Here is a 20,190-nt window from a genome sequence, read left to right as displayed (position 1 = left end):
CAGGGTAATCTACCAAACACTTGTTAGGGAAGGCTGCCGGAGAAGAACCAGGGACGAAGCCGGCGAGGAACCGACCGAAGAGGTGGGCCACTGATGGACCTCGACTTCACCGCCGGGGAAGGGGAGTTCAGACAGCGCGCACGCGACTGGCTGACGGGGCACGTGCCCCGTGAGCCGCTGCCCTCGCTGGAGACCCGGGAGGGCTTTGCGGCCCACCGCGCCTGGGAGGGCGAGCTCGCGGCGGACCGCTGGTCGGTGGTCTCCTGGCCCGAGGAGTTCGGCGGGCGGGGCGTCGACATCGTCAAGTGGCTGGTGTTCGAGGAGGAGTACTACGCGGCGGGCGGCCCCGGCCGGGTCTCGCAGAACGGCATCAATCTCCTCGCGCCGACCCTCTTCGACTTCGGGACCGCCGAACAGCGCGCGCGGGTGCTGCCCGAGATGGCGAGGGGCGAGGTGATCTGGGCGCAGGCCTGGTCCGAGCCCGGCTCCGGCTCGGACCTGGCGTCGCTGCGCTCCACCGCGCGCCGCACGGACGGCGGCTGGCTGCTCAGCGGGTTGAAGACCTGGTCGTCGCGGGCCGCCTTCGCGGACCGCGCGTTCGGCCTGTTCCGCAGCGACCCCGCCGTCGACCCCGCCAAGCCGCACCGGGGCCTGACGTATCTGATGTTCCCGCTCGACGCGGACGGCGTGACCGTCCGCCCCATCGGGCGCCTGGACGGCAAGCCCGCCTTCGCCGAGCTCTTTCTCGACGACGTCTTCGTGCCGGACGAGGACGTGATCGGCGAGCCGGGCCAGGGCTGGCGGATCGCCATGTCGACGACGGGCAACGAACGCGGTCTGACGCTGCGTTCCCCCGGCCGCTTCGTCGCCTCGGCCGAGCGACTGGTGCGGCAGTGGCGCGCCGACGGCGACCCCGCGGACACCGCGCTGCGCGACCGGGTGGCCGACGCCGTGATCGGGGCCCGCGCCTATCAGCTGTTCACCTGGGCCAACGCGTCGCGCTTCGCCGCGGGCGAGACGATCGGCGCGGAGTCGAGCCTGAACAAGGTCTTCTGGTCCGAGTACGACATCGCGCTGCACGAGACCGCGCTCGACCTCCTGGGCGCGGAGGGCGAGTTGGCGGACGGCGGCGAATGGGCGGAGGGGTATGTCTTCTCGCTCGCCGGACCGATCTACGCGGGCACGAACGAAATCCAGCGCGACATCATCGCCGAGCGGCTGCTCGGACTGCCGAAGGGACGCCGCTGATGAGGTTCCTCCTCGACGCCGAGCAGCGGGAGTTCGCGCGCTCGCTCGACGCGATGCTGACGGCGGCGGGCACTCCGGCGGTCGCGCGGGCCTGGGCCGCCGGGGACCACGCTCCGGGGCGTGCCGTGTGGGGGCGTCTCGCGGACGCGGGCGTGTTCACCCTGACCGTTCCCGAGGAGTACGAGGGGGCGGGGCTGCTTCCGGTCGAAGTGGCCGTCGCCTTCGTGGAGCTGGGGCGGCATGCGGTGCCGGGGCCTCTGGTCGAGACGGTGGCGGCGGGCGCGCTGCTCGCCCGCCTCGCCGAGCGGGGCGAGGCGGCTCCGGCCAAGCGGCTCCTGCCGCCCCTGGCCTTCGGGGAGGCCGTCACGACGCTCGCCCTCCCCGAAGGGGGGCCGTTCGCGCTGGACGCGGACGCGGCGACGGTGCGGCTGACCGCCGCGGACGGCGAACTGCGCCTGGCCTCTGGGCACGCGCGCGTGGAGCGTTCGCTGGACCCGGCGCGGCGCCTCGCCCGGCTCCGGCCCGGCGAACTCCTCGCCTCCGGCCCTTCGGTGACCCAAGCTTCCCGGTACGCGGCCGACTGGGCCGCGCTCGCGACGGCCGCGCAGGCGCTGGGGGTCGGACTGGCGCTCCTGGACAAGACGGTGGCGTACGTGAAGCAGCGCACCCAGTTCGGCACCCCGATCGGCGGCTTCCAGGCGGTCAAGCACCGCCTGGCGGACGTCCTGATAGGCCTGGAGTTCGCCCGCCCCCTGCTGTACGGGGCGGCGCTGACCCTGGAGACGGCGGATGTGGCAGCGGCGAAAGCAGCGGCGAGCGAGGCCGCGTACAGCGCCGCGCGCGCGGCACTGCAACTCCACGGGGCGATCGGTTACACGGAGGAGTACGACCTGTCCCTGTGGCTGACGAAGGCACGGGCACTGCGCACGGCCTGGGGCAGCCCCGCGGAGTGCCGACGCCTGGTGCTGGCCGGGGGCCGGGGGGCCGACTGACGCGGGCTCGGGTTCGGGCTCGGGGTTCGGTTCGCTCTCACGCATACTCCCAACCCCCCTCACCCACCTCCTCGCGAGCGATGCGGTGCCACTCCTGGGTGCCGCCCGCCAGAGGCCACGCCCACGTGGGGCGGTGGCCCGTGCGGAGCTGGTCAAGGCGGTGGGCCAGGGCCGGGCCCGCGAATTCTGCGCCGTCGGGGACGTGGGGCCCCTGCGCGGCACGTAGTTCGGTGAACCTCGCCAGCTCGCTCTCGTAGGTCGCCACGGCCCGCTCCGTGCCGGTGTCCACCTCGTCCTGCGGGGCGGTCCGCCGCAGTTCGAGGACGGCCGGTTCCACGGACTCGGCGATCGCCGCGGCGAGCCGGGCGTGGCCGTCCAGGATCAGATGGCAGTCGAGACCGCTCACCCACCAGAGCAGCACGGGCGGCAGCGTGCCGTCCCTCGCCTGCTTGCGGTACGCCTTGACCCGGGCGTCGTCCGCATCGGGCATGGCCCGCAGCGGAAAGATCTCCCACGAGCCGCTGTGGATCCACCAGTCGATGTACCCGTCGGGGTCACCCTCGACGAGCAGGGAGCTCCAGTACTCTCCGTGCGGCCAGCCTCGGTGATTGGGCCGCAGGAGCAGCGCCGGGTCCGGGGAGAGCACCCAACGCCCGTCGTGCAGGGGACTGTCGGGCGATGAGGCGAGCAGCGACGCGAAGTGGTGGGCCCAGCGCTGCGGGCAGCCGCCGTATCCGCGGGCCGTCCGCGCGCGCAGCGGGGGGACGAGGGAGCGGTGGCGGCCGGTCCGGCAGAAGTCGACGCCCTGGCGGTCCGGGTCCACCAGGGCGAGGAGCAGCGGGACCGCGTCGGCTCCGCGGGTCAGGAGCAGACGGTTGCCCGCGGTGCGCAGGCACAGGCCGGGCCGCGGCTGGTCCCGCACCTGAAGGAGCAGGCCGTTCCAGGAGCCGTCGGATCGGGTGAGGTTCGCGCGGCGCACCCCTGGGCGCACCCCTGGGCGCGGACCGGCCGACGGTCCCGTGGTGCTGCTGGTGCCGGACATGGACCAGTCGCCTCCCTTGCCTCGGTACCGTACCTCCGCATCCGAAACTGGATCGTACGTGCGAGTGCACATGCCGCGTCATCGCTGCGATGATCAAACCCACTGGCCAGGAGAGCCGAGCGAGAGGGGCAAGCACGTGCGCGTAATCGGGCTGATGTCGGGGACTTCGTACGACGCCATCGACGCCGCGGCGGCCGACCTGACGATCGACGGCGACCGTCTGCTGCTCTCTCCGCTGGGCCTCATCACCAGGGGATACGACGAGGCGCTGCGGACGGCGCTCGGCGCCGCGCTGCCGCCCGCCGCCACCACGCTCGCGGACGTCTGCCGCCTCGACACCCGCATCGGCCAGGCCTTCGCCGCGGCGGCGGCCGAGGCGGACCGTGAACTGTGCGACGGGCGGGCCGAGTTGGTGGCATCGCACGGGCAGACCGTCTACCACTGGGTGGAGGACGGCCACGTGCACGGCACCCTGCAGATCGGGCAGCCCGCGTGGATCGCCGAGCGGACGGGGCTGCCGGTGGTCTCCGACTTCCGGCCCCGCGACATCGCCGCGGGCGGCCAGGGCGCCCCGCTGGTCAGCATCGTGGACCGGATGTGGCTGCGCGGCAGGCCGGGCTCCCCCGCCGCGCTGAACCTCGGCGGCATCGCGAACATCACCGCCCCGGACGGCACCGCCTTCGACACGGGCCCGGCGAACGCCCTCATCGACGCCGCCGTTCGCGAACTGACCCGGGGGCGGCTCACGTACGACCCCGAGGGCGAGACGGCCGCGCGCGGCACGGTCGACGAGGGGCTGCTCGCGGACCTGCTCGGCGAGCCGTACTACGCGCGGCCCGCCCCGAAGACCACCGGCAAGGAGCTCTTCCATCTGCCCTACCTCCAGGCGGCGCTCGCCGGATACGAGGCCCTCGCCCCGCAGGACGTCGTCGCCACGCTCACCGTGCTGACGGCCCGCACGGTCGCCGACGCCGTCAGGTCGGTCGGTGCCTCCGAGGTCATCGCCTCCGGCGGCGGTACGCGCAATCCCACGCTGATGGCGTTCCTGCGGGCCGAGTTGGGGGGCGGTATCCCGGTGCGCACCTCCGACGAGCTCGGACTGCCGTCCGCCGCGAAGGAGGCGTACGCCTTCGCGGTGCTCGGTTTCCTGACGGCGCACGGGCTGCCGGGGACGGTGCCGCAGAGCACGGGGGCCCGGCACGCGAGCGTGCTGGGGTCGATCACTCCGGGGCGGGCCGGCATCCAGGTGCCCGCACCGGCGGGCGGCGGGCCGGTGCGCCTGGTGGTGGACGGACTGGGGTGAACTCGCCCCGGCCTCCCCGCGAAGGGGGCGGCCGATCCATGGCCTCCGTAGAGGCCCCCTCTCATCCCACTTTCACCGAATGCTCATACCCTGGCGCTCATGACCCAGGTAACCCCTCCCGGCTGGTATCCCGACCCCGGCCAGACAATTGACGGTCCCCGTACCGAGCGCTGGTGGGACGGGAACGTATGGACGGACCAGGTCCGCGCGGTGGGTTCCGCCGCCGGGTGGGGTTCCGCTCAGGCGGCTCCGCACACTCCTGCGGCCCCGACGGCTCCCCCGGCCTATCCGCCCGACGCCGCGACGGGCTCCCCCGCCGGTGCCCCCGGCTCGTATCCGGGCGGATATCCGGGTTATCCCTCCTATCCGGGGCAGCCTTCCGCCCCGAAGCGGGGCCTGCGCACCGCCATAGCCGTCGGCGCGGCCCTCGTGGTCCTGGCCGGGATAGGCGGCGGCGTCTACTTCCTGACCTCCGACGACGACGGGGACGGCGACAGCGCCGCGAAGGCCCCCTCGTCCTCCGCCCCGGCGAAGCCCGGTCAGCCTCAGGACCCCCGGAACCCGCAGGACCCCGAGCAGTCCCAGCCTCCCGGCGGCTCCCCCGAAGCACCCTCGGAGGAGGGGTACGCCGCCGACATGGCCAGTGGCCTCAGCCTCCCCGTGCCGGACGACTGGACCGGCGCGAGCGGCGAGAACGGCGGCGCCTCGGTGACCACGGGCCCCTACCCGTGCCCCAGGGAAGCCTCCAAGACCTGCACGCGCGGCGGCGCGTACCTCGGGCTCGCCAAGGGCTTCAAGATCGACGCCAAGACGGCGGAGGAAGCCGCCAAGGCCGACATCGCCGTCAATGCCAAGGAGTCCTACGGCGGCAAGACCTACGGCAAGATCACCTCGCACAAGGAGCTGGAGTCCAAGGAGGTGACCGTCGCGGGACAGAAGGGCTACCTCGTCCGCTGGAAGGCCGTCACCGAGAAGAGCGACGACGGCTACGTCCAGTCGCTGGCCTTCCCGTCCCCGGTGATGAAGTCCGAGCTCGTCATCGTCCGCTTCGGCATCGACGTCAACGACAAGTCCCCGAAGCTGTCCGTGATGGACGAGATAACCAAGGGGATCAAGGCCTCGTCCGGCGGCGGCAACGGCCAGGAGGTCTGAGGACGGGCGGGCGGAACCACAGGGATTCCGCCCGCCCGGCCACGGGGGGCCACGCCACCCCCGTCCCCACGGTGCGGCGCGGCGAGGCAGATCGGGGCCCGTCATCCAAGGGACCCCGGTCCACGATCAGGTGGGTCTGGTCAGACCCAGCGCGGGCAGCACGCACGCCTCCACGAACTCGGACAGGTACTGCTCGTCCGCGTGCTTTCCCTCGAGGACCGGGCGGGCCCGGACCACGCCCATGAGCTGCGCCGTGATGAATTTCGTGGCCGGATGGTCCGCCGCGATCTCGCCGCGGGCCACTCCGCGCTCCACCAGGTCGTCGAGCGCCCTGGTCTCCGGCTCCACCAGCGCCTCGCGCAACGCGCTGCGCAGATCCTCGTCCTGAAGCACCGCGTGGCTGAGCGCCTGCACGAGCATGCTGTCGCGCGTCGACCACTCCCCCGCGGCCTTCGCCGCCTCGCGCAGATCACCGGCGAGCGTGCCGGTGTCGATGCCCGCGAAACGCACGCAGCGGTTGGCGCGCAGCGCGGCGGCGACGAACTGGGGCTTGGTCTTCCACTGGCGGTAGAGCGTGGACTTGCTGCACCGGGTGGTCGCGGCCACGCCTTCCATGGTCACGGCGTCGTACCCGCACTCGCGGAGCTGGTCGAGGACCGCGTCGTAGAACTCCTGCTCACGCTCGGGCGTGATCTTGGAGCGGCGCGACGAGCCCACGGGGTCCGCTGCCGCTGCGTCCACTGCCTGGTCCGGCGACGTCATGACTCTTCTCCTCGGTGCGACGGCTTCGACCGGCGCTATCGATACGCAAGTGTACCGGTACGGCTCCGTATCGGTACACTGGCGTATCGGTACACTGGCGTATCGATGAGTAGGGCGCTTCCTCGCTGAGCGGTGCGCCCGTCGCCGAGCGGGGCCGCTCTCCCACTCGATACCCGCGCCGAGCACCCGCACCACACACCCGCACCACCCAGTCATCACGTAAAGGGGCCGGGGGATGAAATCCCGAACCGAGCCCGCAGAAAGGGAACCGGACATAGCCGTCCGGGAGCCGGACACATCTGCCCGACCGCCCCTCGTCCGCGAGCTCCTCCTCGTCGCAGGACTCTTCCTCGTCTACAAACTCGGCAGGCAGCTGGCCAACGGCCACACCGCTGAGGCCTTCCGCAACGCCCACCACGTGTGGAACGCCGAACGCACCCTGCACCTGCCGGGCGAGGGCGCCGTACAGGACGTGCTGCTCGGCAGCGACACCCTCGTGCACGTCGCGAACACCTACTACGCGACCGTGCACTTCCCGGCCACCGTTCTGTTCCTGGTCTGGCTCTACCTGCGCCGGCCCCGGCACTACGTCTGGAGCAGGCGGGTGCTGGCCGCGCTGACCGCGGCGGCCCTCGTGCTGCATCTGACCTTCCCGCTCGCGCCGCCCCGGATGCTGCACGCGGCGGGGCTCGTGGACACCGGGCAGGTGTACGGACCGAGCGTCTACGGCGCCGCCCCGCAGACGGACACGATGGCCAACCAGTTCGCCGCCATGCCGTCCCTGCACTTCGGGTGGGCGCTGATGCTCGCCGTCGGGCTCATCGCCGCGACCTCGTCACGGTGGCGGTGGCTGTGGCTGCTGCACCCGCTGATCACCCTGCTCGTGGTCGTCGGGACCGCCAACCACTACTGGCTCGACGCCCTCGCGGTGACCGCGCTGCTCGGCATCGCGCTCGCCGTGATCCAGCTGCCGGGCCACGGGCACTCCCTGGTCGTACGGCGGCACGCGCCCGTCCGCCGGCTGGCCGCTCCGGGGGTACGACGATGAACTCGACGCTCCTCGCCGTCGCGCTCTCCCTCGTGTCGGCCGCCGCGTACGCCTGCGCCGCCGTGGCCCAGGAACGCCTCGCGTCCCGCGTCAGCGGCGACGGCTTCCTGCGGCTGCTCGGCAGCGGGGCCTGGTGGTCGTCCGTGGGGCTCAACGCCTCCGCGGCGCTGCTGCACGTGGCGGCCCTGAAGTACGGCCCGCTCACCCTGGTCCAGCCGCTCGGCGCGCTCACCCTGGTCGCCGCCGTGCCGCTGGGCGCGCGGCTCGCCGGACGGCGGGTGACGCCTCCGGAGTGGCGCGGCACCGGGCTCACGCTCATCGGCCTCGGCGCCCTGCTCCTGGCCGCGTCCGGGCCCGCTCCCGACGACACGCTGACCCTGACGGAGGCGCTGGCCGTCGCGGGCACCACGGTCGCCGTGATCGGCGTGCTCTCCCGTCCGGGTACGCGGCCGGGGCTGCGGCACGCGACGGCTTCCGGGTTCGCTTCGGGTGTCGCCTCCGCGCTCACACAGACCGTGACGGTCGCCGCCACGGACCGCTCGGGTCCGCTGCTCAGCCCGCAGGTGATCGTCGTGGCGGTACTCGTCGCCGCGTTCGCCGTGGGCGGCCTCGCCCTGTCCCAGACCGCGTACCGCGGGGGCCTCGGGGCACCACTGGCCGTCGTCACTTTGGCCAACCCGGTGGCCGCGGCCGCCATCGGGCTCGCCCTGCTCGGCGAGCGCCTCCAGGGCGGCGTGGCCGGCCTCTTCCTGGCGGCGGGGGGCGCGGCGATCGCGGCGTACGGGGTCGTGGCCCTGACCAAGTCACCGCGAGCCGAGACGCACACAGAGGCGCCGCCGGAACTCTCCCCGGAGGACTTCCTGCCGTCCGTCCCGAGCCAGGCAGAGCCGGTCGCGCTGCACGTGCGGTAGCCCCGGGAAAAGCAAGGGCCCCGGCCCCCTGAGCACAGGGGGCCGGGGCCCGTTTCCGCGAGGGGCGGACTCACCCGAAGCCGCGGGAGTCCTGCTTCAGTGCCGTGTCGACCGTCAGGGCCGTCGCCACCACGAGGCTCAGGAGCGGCTCGGGCAGCTGGTAGTGGATCTGCAGGACGTAGTTGTCCGCGGTCGTGAACATCGTCTTGGCGAGGCCTTCCCAGGTCTTCGTGATCCGGGCGACCTCGTTGTCCGCGTGGTCGACGATCGAGAAGTTCCAGGCGCGCCAGTTCTCGGCCTTGATCGCGCCGGCCTGCTGGCCGTTGACCATGATCGCGAAGTTGATCTTCCCGATCATGTTCTGCTGGACGATCTCACCGATCGGCTGACCGTCGGCGCGCTCGACGATGACCCGCGACTTCACGAACTTGCGCGGCCGGGTCAGGTGGAGCACCGGCTGGCCGTACGCGTCGCGGATCTCGAGCTTGTGCGTCATGAACTGGTCGACGCTGGAGACGAAGCGCGCGACCTTCTTGAGCGTGCTCTGACCGATCTGGACGACCGAGCCGAGCGTGTTGCCCGACTGGTCCATGACGCTGTACTCGTTGGTCAGCTCGATGAGCTTGGCCTTCTGGTTCACCACGAGGACCGGCTCGGTGAACAGCGTGCCGCCGCCCTGGGCCGTGGTCGCGACGCCAGCCTGCTGCTGGACCTGACGCTGCACCTTGGCCGGGTCGGCCTGCGGCGCCGCCTGCTGGGGGTGACCGTACTGGCCCTGCTGCTGGCCGAACTGCCCTTGCTGCGGGCCGGGCTGAGCCTGCGGCTGGCCGTACGAGGCCTGCGCCTGCTGCGGGGCCTGCTGCGGCTGGGCCGCCGGGGCCTGCTGCGGGACCTGCTGGGCCTGCGCGGCCTGGCCGCCGCCCTGCTGGTCCGCGCTGGTGTGCTGGGTCCACTGGGAACCGTCCCACCAGCGCAGCAGCTGGGGTGCGCCCTGGGGGTCCGGATACCAGCCTGCAGGAGTGTTCGATTGCGTTGTCACCCGCGCACACTACCCCGATGGGACGGGCGGTTCGCCAGCGTTTGGCGGGACCTGTGATGTCGGCCTCACCGCACGCCCCTTCCCCTGACGCCGCACGGGCTGCGCCCGCGGACGGACTACAGCCGGACCTCGATCTCCAACGGCGCCCGAGCCTCCCTGAGTTCCACCGCGGCGACCCGCCCGGCCGCCCGCACATCGGCCCGCGCGCGCTCGAATCGGTCCAGGCTCGCGCGCGGCCCCGAGACGACCACCCCCGCCACCTCTGCCCGCATGGACAGCCGCGCCTCGGACTTCGCCCGCCGGATCGCCGCGATGGCCTCCGAGGCCGTCGCGAGGACCCCGGCGTCCGCCCCCGCGGGAACCTCCGGGGCGGGCCACGCCGCGCGGTGGACCGAGCCCCGCGCGTACCAGGACCACACCTCCTCCGTCACGAAGGGAAGGACCGGCGCGAGCAGCCTGAGCAGCGCGTCGAGCACGGTCCGCAGCGTCGCGCGCGCCGATCGACTACCGGCGCCCTCGCCCTGGTCGCCGTACGCCCGCGACTTGACCAGCTCCACGTAGTCGTCGCAGAAGCGCCAGAAGAACCGCTCCGTGCGTTCGAGGGCCCGCGCGTAGTCGAAGTCGTCGAAGGCCGCCGTCGCCTCCTCGACGGTCGCGGCGAGTTCGGCGAGCACCGCCCGGTCGAGCGGCTCGGTGGCCGCGGCCGGGCCCGCGGGGCCGGCCTCCCCGCCGAGGCTCAGCACGAACTTGCCGACGTTCAGGACCTTCATGGCCAGGCGGCGGCCGACCTTCATCTGGCCGACGTCGAACGCCGTGTCCGTGCCGGGCCGTCCGCTCGCCGCCCAGTAGCGGACCGCGTCCGAGCCGTGCCGCTCCAGCAGGTCCCCCGGCGTGACCACGTTCGCCTTGGTCTTCGACATCTTCTTGCGGTGGGGGTCGAGGATCCAGCCGGAGATCGCGGCGTGCCGCCACGGCAGTTCGCCCTGCTCGGCGTGCGCGCGCACCACCGTCGAGAACAGCCAGGTGCGGATGATCTCGTGGGCCTGCGGCCGGACGTCCATGGGGAAGACCCGCGCGAACAGGTCCGGGTCCGAGCGCCAGCCGCCCGCGATCTGCGGGGTGAGCGAGGAGGTGGCCCAGGTGTCCATGACGTCCGGGTCGCCGATGAAGCCGTGCGGCACCCCGCGCCGGTCGTCCTCGTAGCCGGGCGGAGCTTCCGCGCTCGGGTCGACGGGCAGCGCGGAGGCATCCGGGACGATCGGCCGGTCGTACGTGGGCTCGCCATGGCCGTCCAGCGGGTACCAGACCGGGATCGGCACGCCGAAGAAGCGCTGGCGGCTGACCAGCCAGTCGCCGTTGAGACCGCCGACCCAGTTCTCGTAGCGCACCCGCATGTGCGGCGGATGCCAGGCCAGCTCGCTGCCGCGCGCCATCAGTTCGTCCCGCAGCCGCTCGTCGCGTCCGCCGTTGCGCAGATACCACTGCCGGGTGGTGACGATCTCCAGGGGCCGCTCGCCCTTCTCGTAGAACTTCACGGCGTGCGTGACGGGCCGCGGCTCGCCCCGGAGTTCGCCGCTCGCCCGCAGCAGTTCCACGACCCGCTCCCGCGCACCGTGCGCCGTGGCGCCCGCCAGCTTCGCGTACGCCGCGACGGCCTCCGGCGTCTCGATCCCGCTCGGCGGCTGCGCCAGGAAGCGGCCGTCCCAGCCGATCACCGGCCGTGTGGCGAGCCGCAGCTCACGCCACCAGGTGACGTCGGCCGTGTCGCCGAACGTGCAGATCATCGCGATCCCCGTGCCCTTGTCCGGGACCGCGGCGCGGTGGGCGACCACGGGGACCTCGACGCCGAAGAGCGGGGTGCGGACCGTCGCGCCGACCAGGTCCGCGTGGCGCTCGTCGTCGGGGTGGACGACCAGGGCGACGCAGGCCGGGAGCAGTTCGGGCCTGGTCGTGTCGATCTCGACCGGCCGGCCGTCCGGGCCGTGGAAGGTGAGCCGGTGGTAGGCGCCGGGCCGCTCCCTGTCCTCCAGTTCGGCCTGCGCGACGGCGGTGCGGTAGGTGATGTCCCACAGCGTGGGCGCCTCGGCGATGTACGCCTCGCCGCGCGCCAGGTTGTTGAGGAAGGCGAGCTGCGCGGTGGCGCGCGCCTCCGTGCCGATGGTGCGGTACGTGTGCGACCAGTCGACGGAGAGGCCGAGCGTCCGCCACAGTGCCTCGAAGGCCTTCTCGTCCTCGACGGTCAGGCGCTCGCACAGCTCGATGAAGTTCCGCCTGGAGACGGGCAGTTGACCTTTCGGTGATTCCGGTGGCTCGAACGACGGGTCGTAGGGCAGGGCGGGATCGCACCGCACGCCGAAGTGGATCTGGACCCGGCGTTCGGTCGGCAGGCCGTTGTCGTCCCAGCCCATCGGGTAGAAGACTTCCTTGCCGCGCATGCGCTGATAGCGCGCGACGGCGTCGGTGTGGGTGTACGAGAAGACGTGGCCGACGTGCAGGGAGCCGCTGACCGTGGGCGGCGGGGTGTCGACGGAGAAGACCTCGTCACGTGTCCTCGCGCGGTCGAAGACGTATACACCCGACGTGTCCCATCGCCTCGACCATTTTTCTTCGAGCCCGTCGAGAACAGGCTTGTCGGGGACGCCGTCCGCGTTCGCGCGATGGGTGGAGGTCATGCCTGTGCATGCTAGGCGCCGGAGAGATTTGACGGCCTCCGGTTTTCGGCGGCAGGCTCTGGCGAATCTCGGGGAGGGCATGACAATGGAATCAGCACGTGCGTCGGCGGCGCGGCAGGACGTGGCGGCGCGGGTCGCGGGGCCGTTCATCGAGTCCAACCGGCCGCGGTCCGTCTTCGCGCCCTGGTGGATGCCGCCGCTGACGGGTGTCGTCGCGGGCGTCCTCGCCTACGTGAGCGCCGACGACACCCTCGCGCGCACTCTGGTCCCGCTCGCCGTCGCCCTGCTGGGCTGGCTGCTCGGCGCCGTCTGGCCGCGCCTGAGCGCGCCTACGCTCTGGCGGTTGAGCGGCACGGGCCTCCAGCGGCTGCGCGGCGGCCGGACCACGGCGACGTACCCCTTCTCGCGGGAGCGGCCCCTGCTGCTCAGCGCGATGGCCCTCGAAGTGCGCGCGCCCACCGACTACGGCTCGACGAAGGTCGGCAACCTCTGCGCGATGGGCCTGGAGGACATGGCCATCGCCATGTTCCCGTTCTGGGTCACCACCCGTCGGCTCGGCGCCCCGCTGCGGCTCTTCGACGGGCCCGGCGAACCGGAGGGCAACGCGGCCGCGCGTGAGGCAAGCTTCTCGCGGCGCGAGGCGGCGCTGCTCGCGGCATCGGCCGAGGGCCCGCTGCCCGCGCGGGCGGCCGGGCCGGTCGAGCTCTCGCGGCCCGGACCGGAGGTCCGCTCGCGCAAGCTGGGGCGGCGGATCGGCTTCTGCGTGGTGGGGCTCGTCGGTCTCGGCACGGTCGCCGTGCCCTCGGAGGGCATCGAGGAGCGCGTTGCCCTCATCGCCTCGCTCGCCACGGTGGTTCTGGTGTGGGCCGCAGGTTCCTTCTACCGCGTCCTGCGCACCCCGCCCGCGCACTGGACCGTCAGCCCGCAGGGCATCACCGCACGCGACCCGTGGTTCGGCACGACGGAGCTGCCCGCGTCCGCGATCGCCGGGATCGTGCCCACGGAGCTGACCCGCGAGAGCGGCGACGGCAAGGTCAGCGTCTCGCTCATCCTGCAGTTCTACGGCCACGACCTGACCCTGATCGGCACCTCGTACTCGGGTGAGGTACCGCCGGACGAACTGCTCGCCGTGCTCCGCTCGCGCGGCTACCGCGTGATCCAGGACCAGCCGCGCAGCAACGCCTACGACATGGACCCGGACTTCCTGCCGCACCGGATGCTGCCCGAGGCACGCTTCACGCTCGGCGTCGACCACGTGGGCTGGGAGGGCGAGCACGGCGCGATCCGCATCCCGCGCACGGAGATCGGCGGCCTCGAGCTGCACACCCGGTCCGGGCATCCGTGGCTGCGGCTGCGTGACACACAGGGCCGGGAACTGCTGCACGCGCCGCTCGGCGCCCTGCGGGTCGCGCGCAGCGAACTGCGCGACGAGGCAAGGGCGTTGGGCTACCCGGTGAGTGACCCGGAGCGGGACGCGTACGAGTCGGCGGCGTTCGCCGGTCTCTCGGCACCCACGCCCGGGTCCGCCTCGGCCCATCCCGCGTACACGCCGCCCGCTCCCCCGGCGACGGCGGCAGCAGCGGCAGCGGCCGCGCCCGCCTCCGAGGTGACCGTGGGCATGCCGGGCGGCACCCGCAAGTGGTACTACATCGCCGGTGTGGTCGCCGGTGTCATCACCATGGGCGTGCTCGCCTTCAAGCTGCGCTACCTCTTCGACAGCGGCCTGATCCTGGCGGCCTGGGGTGTCCCTGCGGGCGCCGCGGTCGGCGCGTTCGGCGCTTGGGTGTACGACCGGCGCCGCCCCGCCCTCGTCCTCGGCGCGCACGGCATCCGGATGGCGGCCGACGGAGGCCGGGGCAAGGCCGAGTGGCAGCACGCGCGCCCTGCGATCGGCGGTGTGGGCGTCGACGACCACGACGACAGCGTGGAGACGCTCCTCGTCTGGTCGCCGACGGGCCAGGTCATCCGCAAGGAGAGCCTGAACGTCCCCGACCCCGAGGAGCTGCGGCTCGCCTGCGAGCGGACCGGACTGCCCTGGGGGCGGCCCGACCTCGGCGCGTGGGGGCCGCCGCCGGAGCTGTAGTCCGGCGGCGGCCGCACACGGTCAGGCGGTGGCGATCGCGGGGTCGCTGACCCCGGCCAGGCCGTTCTCCACGTGCCCGGCGAAGCGCCGCAGGAAGGTGCCGTCGGCGTCGGACTTCACCGTCACGTCGTACCAGCGCTTGCTCGCGCGCAGGTCGACGGTGTGCTGGACGGTGCCGCCCGCCTTCACCTTGAACGTCTGGGCGCCGCCGCCGTAGGCGTTGGACACGCTGAGGTCGACGTCGGCGCCACCGGTGTTCGTCAGGGTCAGCTTGAGGTTGCCCGTGGTCTTGTCGTGGCGGGCGGTGACCTCGGGTCCGGCGGTCTTGCCGGGTCCCTTGAAGACGCGCAGGAAGCCGTTCGGACCGAACACCGACAGGTCGTACGCGTCCTTCGAGTACTTCGTGTTCCAGGTGTCGGAGAGCTGCTTGCCCGCCTCCGTGGTGTACGTCCAGGGGCCGTCCGTGCGGTTGTCCGAGCGGACGTGGAAGCAGGCACCCGCCGCGTCGCCGCCGCTGAACGTGAGCGTGAACTTGCCGTCGGCGGGTACCGCCTTGCCGTCCACCAGCGGGGCGTAGGGCAGCGGGCGCGCGGGCCGGGAGCCGGACTCCTGCTTGGGCAGGGTCCCCTTCGCGGGCGCCTTGGGCACGTAGTCGGGGTGGCGCTCCTTGTCCGGCGGCTCGTAGGCGGAGGTGTCCGGCATCTCGTCGGGGTCCATGTCCTTGCCGCCGAAGTCGAAGGCGGAGGTCAGGTCGCCGCAGATGGCGCGGCGCCACGGCGAGATGTTGGGCTCGCGCACGCCGAAGCGCTTCTCCATGAACCGGATGATCGATGTGTGGTCGAAGACCTCGGAGTTCACGTAGCCGCCGGTGCTCCACGGCGAGACGACGACCATCGGGACGCGCTGGCCCAGGCCGTAGTGTCCGGCGCCGTACTGGGCGTCGCCGGGGAAGTAGTCGAGCTTCGTGTCGACGGTGGACAGACCCTGGCCCGCGTCCTTGGGCACATACGGCGGGACGACGTGGTCGAAGTAGCCGTCGTTCTCGTCGTACGTGATGAACAGCGCCGTCTTGCTCCACACCTCGGGGTTGGAGGTGAGGGCGTCAAGGACCTGGGCGATGTACCAGGCGCCGTAGTTGACGGGCCAGTTGGGGTGCTCGCAGAAGGCCTCGGGCGCGGCGATGTAGGAGACCTGCGGCAGCTTGCCGGCCTTCACGTCGGCCTTCAGGATGTCGAAGTAGCCGTCGCCCGCCTTGGCGTTCGTACCGGTGCGCGCCTTGTCGTAGAGGGGGTCGCCGGGCTTGGCGTTGCGGTACTTGTTGAAGTAGAGCAGCGAGTTGTCGCCGTAGTTGCCGCGGTAGGCGTCGTCTATCCAGCCCCAGTGCCCGGCCGCGTCCAGGCCGTCGCCGATGTCCTGGTAGACCTTCCAGGAGACCCCGGCCTGCTCCAGGCGCTCGGCGTACGTCGTCCAGTCGTAGCCCGCCTCCTGGTTGCCGAGGACGGGGCCGCCGCCCTTGCCGTCGTTGCCGACGTGGCCCGAGAGCATGTAGTAGCGGTTGGGGTCGGTGGCCCCCATGAACGAACAGTGGTAGTCGTCGCAGACGGTGAACGCGTCGGCGAGCGCGTAGTGGAACGGGATGTCGTCGCGCGTCAGGTACGCCATCGTCCGCTCGGACTTGGCGGTGATCCAGTTGTCGTACGCGCCGTTGGCGAAGGCGCTGTGGCCGCCCGCCCAGTCGTGGTCGAGACCCGCGATGAACTGCATGCCGAGGTCTTCGGCGTCGGGGTGGAAGGGCAGCACCTCCTTGCCGCCGCCCGACTGGTTCCAGACGGGTTTTCCGCTGGGCAGCGTCACGGGGCGCGGGTCGCCGAAGCCGCGTACGCCCTTCATGGTGCCGAAGTAGTGGTCGAAAGAACGGTTCTCCTGCATCAGGACGACGACGTGCTCGACGTCCTCGATGGAGCCTGAGCGGCGCTGTGCGGGCAGGGCGGCGGCGCGGGCGATGCTCTGCGAGAGCGTCGCGAAGGCTGCGGTGCCGCCGGCGAGTTGCATGAACCGGCGCCGATTGAGTTCTGGCATGAGTGGTTTCGACCTCGTGGTGTGGTGTGGGGGACGTGAGCGGGTGCAGTGTGTCAAGGGGAGCAAGGATGAGGGAAGGGGCTGTGACCTGGACGTGAAGAGAAGTCCAACCCTTCGTGGGCAAGACACAAGCCCGAGCCTATGAGCCCTTAATTCCCTTGTCGGGCACATATGTTGCGACATGCCCGCCTTGCCCCTCCTCGCCTTTGATCCCGCACTCGCCCCGCACCCCTGTTCGGCACACCGCCGTTCAGCTCGTGAGGACGACCAGCTGCCGGGTCGCCCGGGTCATCGCGACATAGCGGTCGACGGCCCCCTCGATCCCTTCGCCGAAGCGGTCGGGGTCGACGAGGACGACGAGGTCGAACTCAAGCCCCTTCGCGAGCTCCGGGGTCAGCGACCGCACGCGCTCCGTCGCCGGGAAGGCCGGGTCTCCGATGACACAGGCGATCCCGTCGGCGTTGGCGGCGAGCCAGGTGTCGAGCACGGAGTCCAGGTCGGACACCGGCCCGCGCACGACGGGAATGCCGCTGCTGCGGATGGACGTCGGCACGTTGGCGTCCGGCAGCGCCGCCCGGATGACCGGCTCGGCCTGCGTCATGACCTCTTCCGGCGTGCGGTAGTTGATGCTCAGGGACTCCACACTGATGCGGTCGAGCCCGATCCGTTCGAGGCGCTCCTGCCAGGACTCCGTGAATCCGTGCCGGGCCTGGGCCCTGTCCCCGACGATGGTGAAGCTCCGCGACGGGCAGCGCAGGAGCAGCATCTGCCACTCGGCGTCGGTCAGCTCCTGCGCCTCGTCCACGACGACGTGCGCGAACGGTCCCGCCAGGCGGTCCGGGGCGGCGGGCGGCAGTTCGGACTCGTCGACCAGGCTGACCTTGGCGTCCTGACCGCGCAACATCGTCACCAGGCCCTCGCCGTCGTCGCCGTCGGCGCCGGAGGCCGACGCGGCGTCGATGAGGTTGTCGACGACCTGCGCCATCTGCTCGCGCTGGGCGGCGAGGACGGCATCGTGGCGCCGCTTTCGCCGGGCCGCCTCCGGGTCGCCGAGCCGCTGCCGCGCCGCGTCCAGGAGCGGCAGATCGGACACCGTCCAGGCCTGCGGTGCGTCCTTGCGCATGAGCGCGCGCACCTCGTCCGTGGTGAGCCAGGGCGCGCACATCCGCAGGTAGGCGGTGTTCGACCACAGGTCCCCGACGAGGTCCGCAGCTTCGAGCAGCGGCCACGCGCGGTGCAGCGTGGAGACCAGCTCCTCGTCGTGCCGCAGCGCCCTCTCGAAGAGCTCGCCGGGAACGTCGCCGCCGAGCTTGTCGAGGAGGATCGCGACCAGCTCCTCCCAGATCTGCTCGCGCGCCTCGTTGTGCGCGGTGCCGTGACCCGCCGCTTCGAAGGCCTCGGCCCAGTCGTCGGCGCTCAGCCGGACGTCGGCCCAGTCGGTCGAGACCGTCATCCCGGTGGCGGGCGGCTCCTCGTAGAACCTGACGGCCTTCTCGATCGCCTTCACCATGTCCGCGCAGGATTTCAGGCGGGCCACCTCCGGGTCGGTCTCGGCCGCCGCGTCGGCTCCCTCGTCGACGAGGTCCTTCAGGATGCAGGTCTGCACGCCCTCCTCTCCGAGACTGGGCAGGACGTCGGCGACGTAGTTCAGATAGGGCCGGTGCGGGCCGACGAACAACACGCCACCGCGGCTGTGACCCAGGCGCGGGTCGGAGTAGAGGAGGTAGGCGGACCGGTGCAGGGCCACGACGGTCTTGCCCGTACCCGGACCGCCGTCGACGACGAGAGCGCCCCGGGAGCCTGCGCGGATGATGGCGTCCTGGTCGGCCTGGATGGTGGAGAGCACGTCCCGCATCTGCGAGGACCGGTTGCCGCCCAGGCTGGCGATGAACGCGGACTGGTCGTCGAGCGCGGCGTGCCCCTCCAGACCGTCGGCGGTGAACACCTCGTCCCAGTAGTCGCTGATACGGCCACGGGTCCAGCGGTACCTGCGGCGGCTCGCCAGGCCCATCGGGTCGGCGTGGGTCGCCGCGAAGAACGGCTCGGCGGCGGGGGCGCGCCAGTCGAGCAGCAGCCTGCGCCCCTCGCTGTCGGTGAGGCCGAGCCGTCCGATGTAGACGGGCTCGGGGTCGTCGGCGGTGACGATGTGCCCCAGGCACAGGTCGAGGCCGAAGCGGCTCAGGGCCCGCAGGCGACCGGTCAGGCGGTGGATCTCCAGGTCACGGTCCATCGCCTCGCGGCCGATGCCGCCGGGCGCCTTGCGCTGGACGTCGAGACGCTCCGACACCTCGGCGATCGTCTGCTCGAGGCTCTGTGCGATGGCCGCGAAGTGCTTCTCGTCGTGGGCGATCAGTGCCGGGTCGGCCTTGGCGGCGAGGGTGGCGGGAAGGTCGAACGCAGACAGCAACGCAGGCACGTGGTGGATCTCCTGTTTCCGCAGGCAGTGGCTTCGGCCTGCGATTGTGCGGCAAGACCCGGGCCTTGCCGCAAGGCCCCCTGTGCGCTATAAATTAAGAGTGGCAAGGAGTGGGAACACCTCCTTGCCTCTTCTTTTTCTCCTGTGACCTTCTCTTCCAAGGTTCTCTTCTGCCGCCGCACTCTAGGTGCCGTGGGCAACCATGCGCGAGGATGTGCCGGGCCGACGCTTCCGCAGATCAGAGATCGAGGAGAGTCATGACCCCACGCATCCACGGCACCTGTGCCCCCGGCTTCGAAGGCGTACGCGCGGAGTTCGAACGGAACTTCGCCAAGCGCGGGGATCTCGGGGCGTCCGTCGCGGCCACGGTCGACGGGGAGTTCGTCGTCGACCTGTGGGGCGGTGACGCGGACAAGAAGGGCACGCGCGCGTGGCAGCCCGATTCGCTGGTCAACGTGTACTCCACGACCAAGGGGATGACCGCGCTGTGCGCGCATCTCCTCGTCGACCGGGGCGAACTCGACCTGGACGCGCCGGTCGCCCGCTACTGGCCGGAGTTCGCCCGGGAGGGCAAGGCGGACATCCCGGTGCGCTGGCTGCTGAGCCACCGCTCCGGGGTGATCGCGCCGAGCGAACCCATGACGTCCGACGACCTCTACGACTGGGAGAAGGTCTGCGGGGCGCTGGCCGCGACGGCGCCCTGGTGGAAGCCCGGAACGGCGCAGGGGTACCACGCGGTGAGCTACGGCTATCTGGTCGGTGAGGTGGTCCGGCGGATCACGGGGGTCTCGCTCGGTACGTTCCTGCGCGGCGAGGTCACGGAACCGCTGGACGCCGATGTCTTCGTGGGCACCCCGCAGAGCGAGCACGGCCGGTGCGCGGACCTCGCGGCTCCCCTGGCCTCGGACGGGCCGCGCAGCGCGCTGGGCTCCGCTCCCCCGCCCGCGCCGCCGGTGGGGTCGATCGACGAGCACCCGATGGCCGTCGTCACGCTCGCCCTGCAGTACCTGCCCGTGGGCAACGTGAACAGTGCGGCCTATCGCTCCGCCGAGATCCCGGCGGCCAACGGACACGCGTCGGCGCGCGGCCTCGCGAAGGTGTACGCGGCGCTCGGCGGCGGGGAACTGCTGAGCCCCGCGGCTCTCGAGCGGCTGCGGACGCGGCAGGGGGAGCCCGACGAGCCCGATCTGGTGCTCGCCGCGGGCACGGAGTGGGGCGAGAAGTGGGACTGGGGGCTCGGCTACATGCTGAACCGCTACGGCCAGGCCGGGCCCAATCCGCGGGCCTTCGGGCACGGGGGCGCGGGCGGCTCCTACGCCTTCGCCGACCCCGAGAACCGGGTCTCCTACGCGTACGTGATGAACCGGATGGGCGGCGGCACCTCCGGGGAGGATCTGCGGAGCGTGCATCTGGTGGGGGCGCTGTACCGGGCGCTGAAGTAGG

General features: G+C 72.0%; 14 protein-coding genes. 8 read left to right on the top strand and 6 right to left on the bottom strand.

The features are described 5' to 3' along the window. The first annotated feature begins 93 nt into the window (after positions 1-93). Positions 94-1,248: an acyl-CoA dehydrogenase family protein gene (locus tag ABZ906_RS03890; RefSeq protein ID WP_361376969.1), complete on the top strand. Its 1,155-nt coding sequence runs from the start codon at positions 94-96 to the stop codon at positions 1,246-1,248. Beyond that, on the top strand, positions 1,248-2,240 hold the full coding sequence (locus ABZ906_RS03885) for an acyl-CoA dehydrogenase family protein (RefSeq protein WP_361376966.1): 993 nt from the start codon (positions 1,248-1,250) through the stop codon (positions 2,238-2,240). The genes ABZ906_RS03890 and ABZ906_RS03885 overlap by 1 nt, the downstream gene beginning before the upstream one ends. Before the next feature lie 37 nt (positions 2,241-2,277). On the opposite strand, the gene ABZ906_RS03880 is transcribed toward ABZ906_RS03885, so the two are convergent. After that, the gene (locus tag ABZ906_RS03880; RefSeq protein ID WP_361376963.1) at positions 2,278-3,282 is read right to left on the bottom strand and encodes a hypothetical protein; all 1,005 of its coding nucleotides are present in this window, start codon (positions 3,280-3,282) and stop codon (positions 2,278-2,280) included. 136 nt (positions 3,283-3,418) lie between these two features. Here ABZ906_RS03880 and ABZ906_RS03875 point away from each other — a divergent pair, with 136 nt between their 5' ends. Then, complete coding sequence (locus tag ABZ906_RS03875; protein ID WP_361376960.1) at positions 3,419-4,585, top strand: anhydro-N-acetylmuramic acid kinase; 1,167 nt, start codon at positions 3,419-3,421, stop codon at positions 4,583-4,585. Positions 4,586-4,684: 99 nt separating this feature from the next. After that, positions 4,685-5,737 (top strand): DUF2510 domain-containing protein, encoded by a 1,053-nt coding sequence (locus tag ABZ906_RS03870; protein ID WP_361185247.1) that lies wholly within the window; start codon positions 4,685-4,687, stop codon positions 5,735-5,737. Between the two features lie 126 nt (positions 5,738-5,863). Here ABZ906_RS03870 and ABZ906_RS03865 read toward each other — a convergent pair whose 3' ends face one another. Beyond that, positions 5,864-6,499, bottom strand: a complete 636-nt coding sequence (locus tag ABZ906_RS03865; protein ID WP_361185244.1) for a TetR/AcrR family transcriptional regulator C-terminal ligand-binding domain-containing protein — start codon at positions 6,497-6,499, stop codon at positions 5,864-5,866. 235 nt (positions 6,500-6,734) lie between these two features. Between ABZ906_RS03865 and ABZ906_RS03860 the strand changes: the two genes are divergently transcribed. Together ABZ906_RS03860 and ABZ906_RS03855 are read left to right on the top strand one after the other, a co-directional pair. Continuing rightward, entirely contained in the window at positions 6,735-7,547 is an 813-nt protein-coding gene (locus ABZ906_RS03860; RefSeq protein WP_361376957.1) for a phosphatase PAP2 family protein, read from the top strand. Further along, complete coding sequence (locus ABZ906_RS03855) at positions 7,544-8,458, top strand: DMT family transporter (protein ID WP_361376954.1); 915 nt, start codon at positions 7,544-7,546, stop codon at positions 8,456-8,458. Before ABZ906_RS03860 ends, ABZ906_RS03855 begins: the two co-directional genes overlap by 4 nt. Before the next feature lie 70 nt (positions 8,459-8,528). Here ABZ906_RS03855 and ABZ906_RS03850 read toward each other — a convergent pair whose 3' ends face one another. Together ABZ906_RS03850 and valS are read right to left on the bottom strand one after the other, a co-directional pair. Further along, positions 8,529-9,497: a phospholipid scramblase-related protein gene (locus ABZ906_RS03850; RefSeq protein WP_361185236.1), complete on the bottom strand. Its 969-nt coding sequence runs from the start codon at positions 9,495-9,497 to the stop codon at positions 8,529-8,531. A 116-nt stretch (positions 9,498-9,613) separates the two neighbouring features. Beyond that, entirely contained in the window at positions 9,614-12,169 is a 2,556-nt protein-coding gene (gene valS, locus ABZ906_RS03845; RefSeq protein WP_361376952.1) for a valine--tRNA ligase, read from the bottom strand. An 85-nt stretch (positions 12,170-12,254) separates the two neighbouring features. Here valS and ABZ906_RS03840 point away from each other — a divergent pair, with 85 nt between their 5' ends. After that, positions 12,255-14,252 (top strand): hypothetical protein, encoded by a 1,998-nt coding sequence (locus ABZ906_RS03840; protein ID WP_361376949.1) that lies wholly within the window; start codon positions 12,255-12,257, stop codon positions 14,250-14,252. Between the two features lie 21 nt (positions 14,253-14,273). Here ABZ906_RS03840 and ABZ906_RS03835 read toward each other — a convergent pair whose 3' ends face one another. Both ABZ906_RS03835 and helR read right to left on the bottom strand, forming a co-directional pair. Next, on the bottom strand, positions 14,274-16,331 hold the full coding sequence (locus ABZ906_RS03835) for a phosphocholine-specific phospholipase C (RefSeq protein WP_361376946.1): 2,058 nt from the start codon (positions 16,329-16,331) through the stop codon (positions 14,274-14,276). A gap of 250 nt (positions 16,332-16,581) precedes the next feature. Beyond that, positions 16,582-18,747, bottom strand: a complete 2,166-nt coding sequence (gene helR, locus ABZ906_RS03830) for an RNA polymerase recycling motor ATPase HelR (RefSeq protein WP_361376943.1) — start codon at positions 18,745-18,747, stop codon at positions 16,582-16,584. Positions 18,748-19,004: 257 nt separating this feature from the next. Between helR and ABZ906_RS03825 the strand changes: the two genes are divergently transcribed. Beyond that, on the top strand, positions 19,005-20,189 hold the full coding sequence (locus tag ABZ906_RS03825) for a serine hydrolase domain-containing protein (RefSeq protein WP_361376940.1): 1,185 nt from the start codon (positions 19,005-19,007) through the stop codon (positions 20,187-20,189). Position 20,190 lies beyond the last annotated feature (1 nt).

Origin of the sequence: Streptomyces sp. NPDC046925, assembly GCF_040644915.1 — a bacterium.
GTDB lineage: Bacteria > Actinomycetota > Actinomycetes > Streptomycetales > Streptomycetaceae > Streptomyces.
Note: the sequence above shows the minus strand (reverse complement) of the source record. Positions and strands in the feature narration are given on the sequence as shown.

Bases quoted from the DNA above. Each gene is read 5' to 3' on its own strand.
- ABZ906_RS03855 (WP_361376954.1), top strand. From the start codon at position 7,544: ATGAACTCGACGCTCCTCGCCGTCGCGCTCTCCCTCGTGTCGGCCGCC.
- valS (WP_361376952.1), bottom strand. From the start codon at position 12,169: ATGACCTCCACCCATCGCGCGAACGCGGACGGCGTCCCCGACAAGCCT.
- ABZ906_RS03885 (WP_361376966.1), top strand. From the start codon at position 1,248: ATGAGGTTCCTCCTCGACGCCGAGCAGCGGGAGTTCGCGCGCTCGCTC.
- ABZ906_RS03865 (WP_361185244.1), bottom strand. From the start codon at position 6,499: ATGACGTCGCCGGACCAGGCAGTGGACGCAGCGGCAGCGGACCCCGTG.
- ABZ906_RS03835 (WP_361376946.1), bottom strand. From the start codon at position 16,331: ATGCCAGAACTCAATCGGCGCCGGTTCATGCAACTCGCCGGCGGCACC.
- ABZ906_RS03890 (WP_361376969.1), top strand. From the start codon at position 94: ATGGACCTCGACTTCACCGCCGGGGAAGGGGAGTTCAGACAGCGCGCA.
- ABZ906_RS03880 (WP_361376963.1), bottom strand. From the start codon at position 3,282: ATGTCCGGCACCAGCAGCACCACGGGACCGTCGGCCGGTCCGCGCCCA.
- ABZ906_RS03825 (WP_361376940.1), top strand. From the start codon at position 19,005: ATGACCCCACGCATCCACGGCACCTGTGCCCCCGGCTTCGAAGGCGTA.
- ABZ906_RS03860 (WP_361376957.1), top strand. From the start codon at position 6,735: ATGAAATCCCGAACCGAGCCCGCAGAAAGGGAACCGGACATAGCCGTC.
- ABZ906_RS03840 (WP_361376949.1), top strand. From the start codon at position 12,255: ATGGAATCAGCACGTGCGTCGGCGGCGCGGCAGGACGTGGCGGCGCGG.
- ABZ906_RS03870 (WP_361185247.1), top strand. From the start codon at position 4,685: ATGACCCAGGTAACCCCTCCCGGCTGGTATCCCGACCCCGGCCAGACA.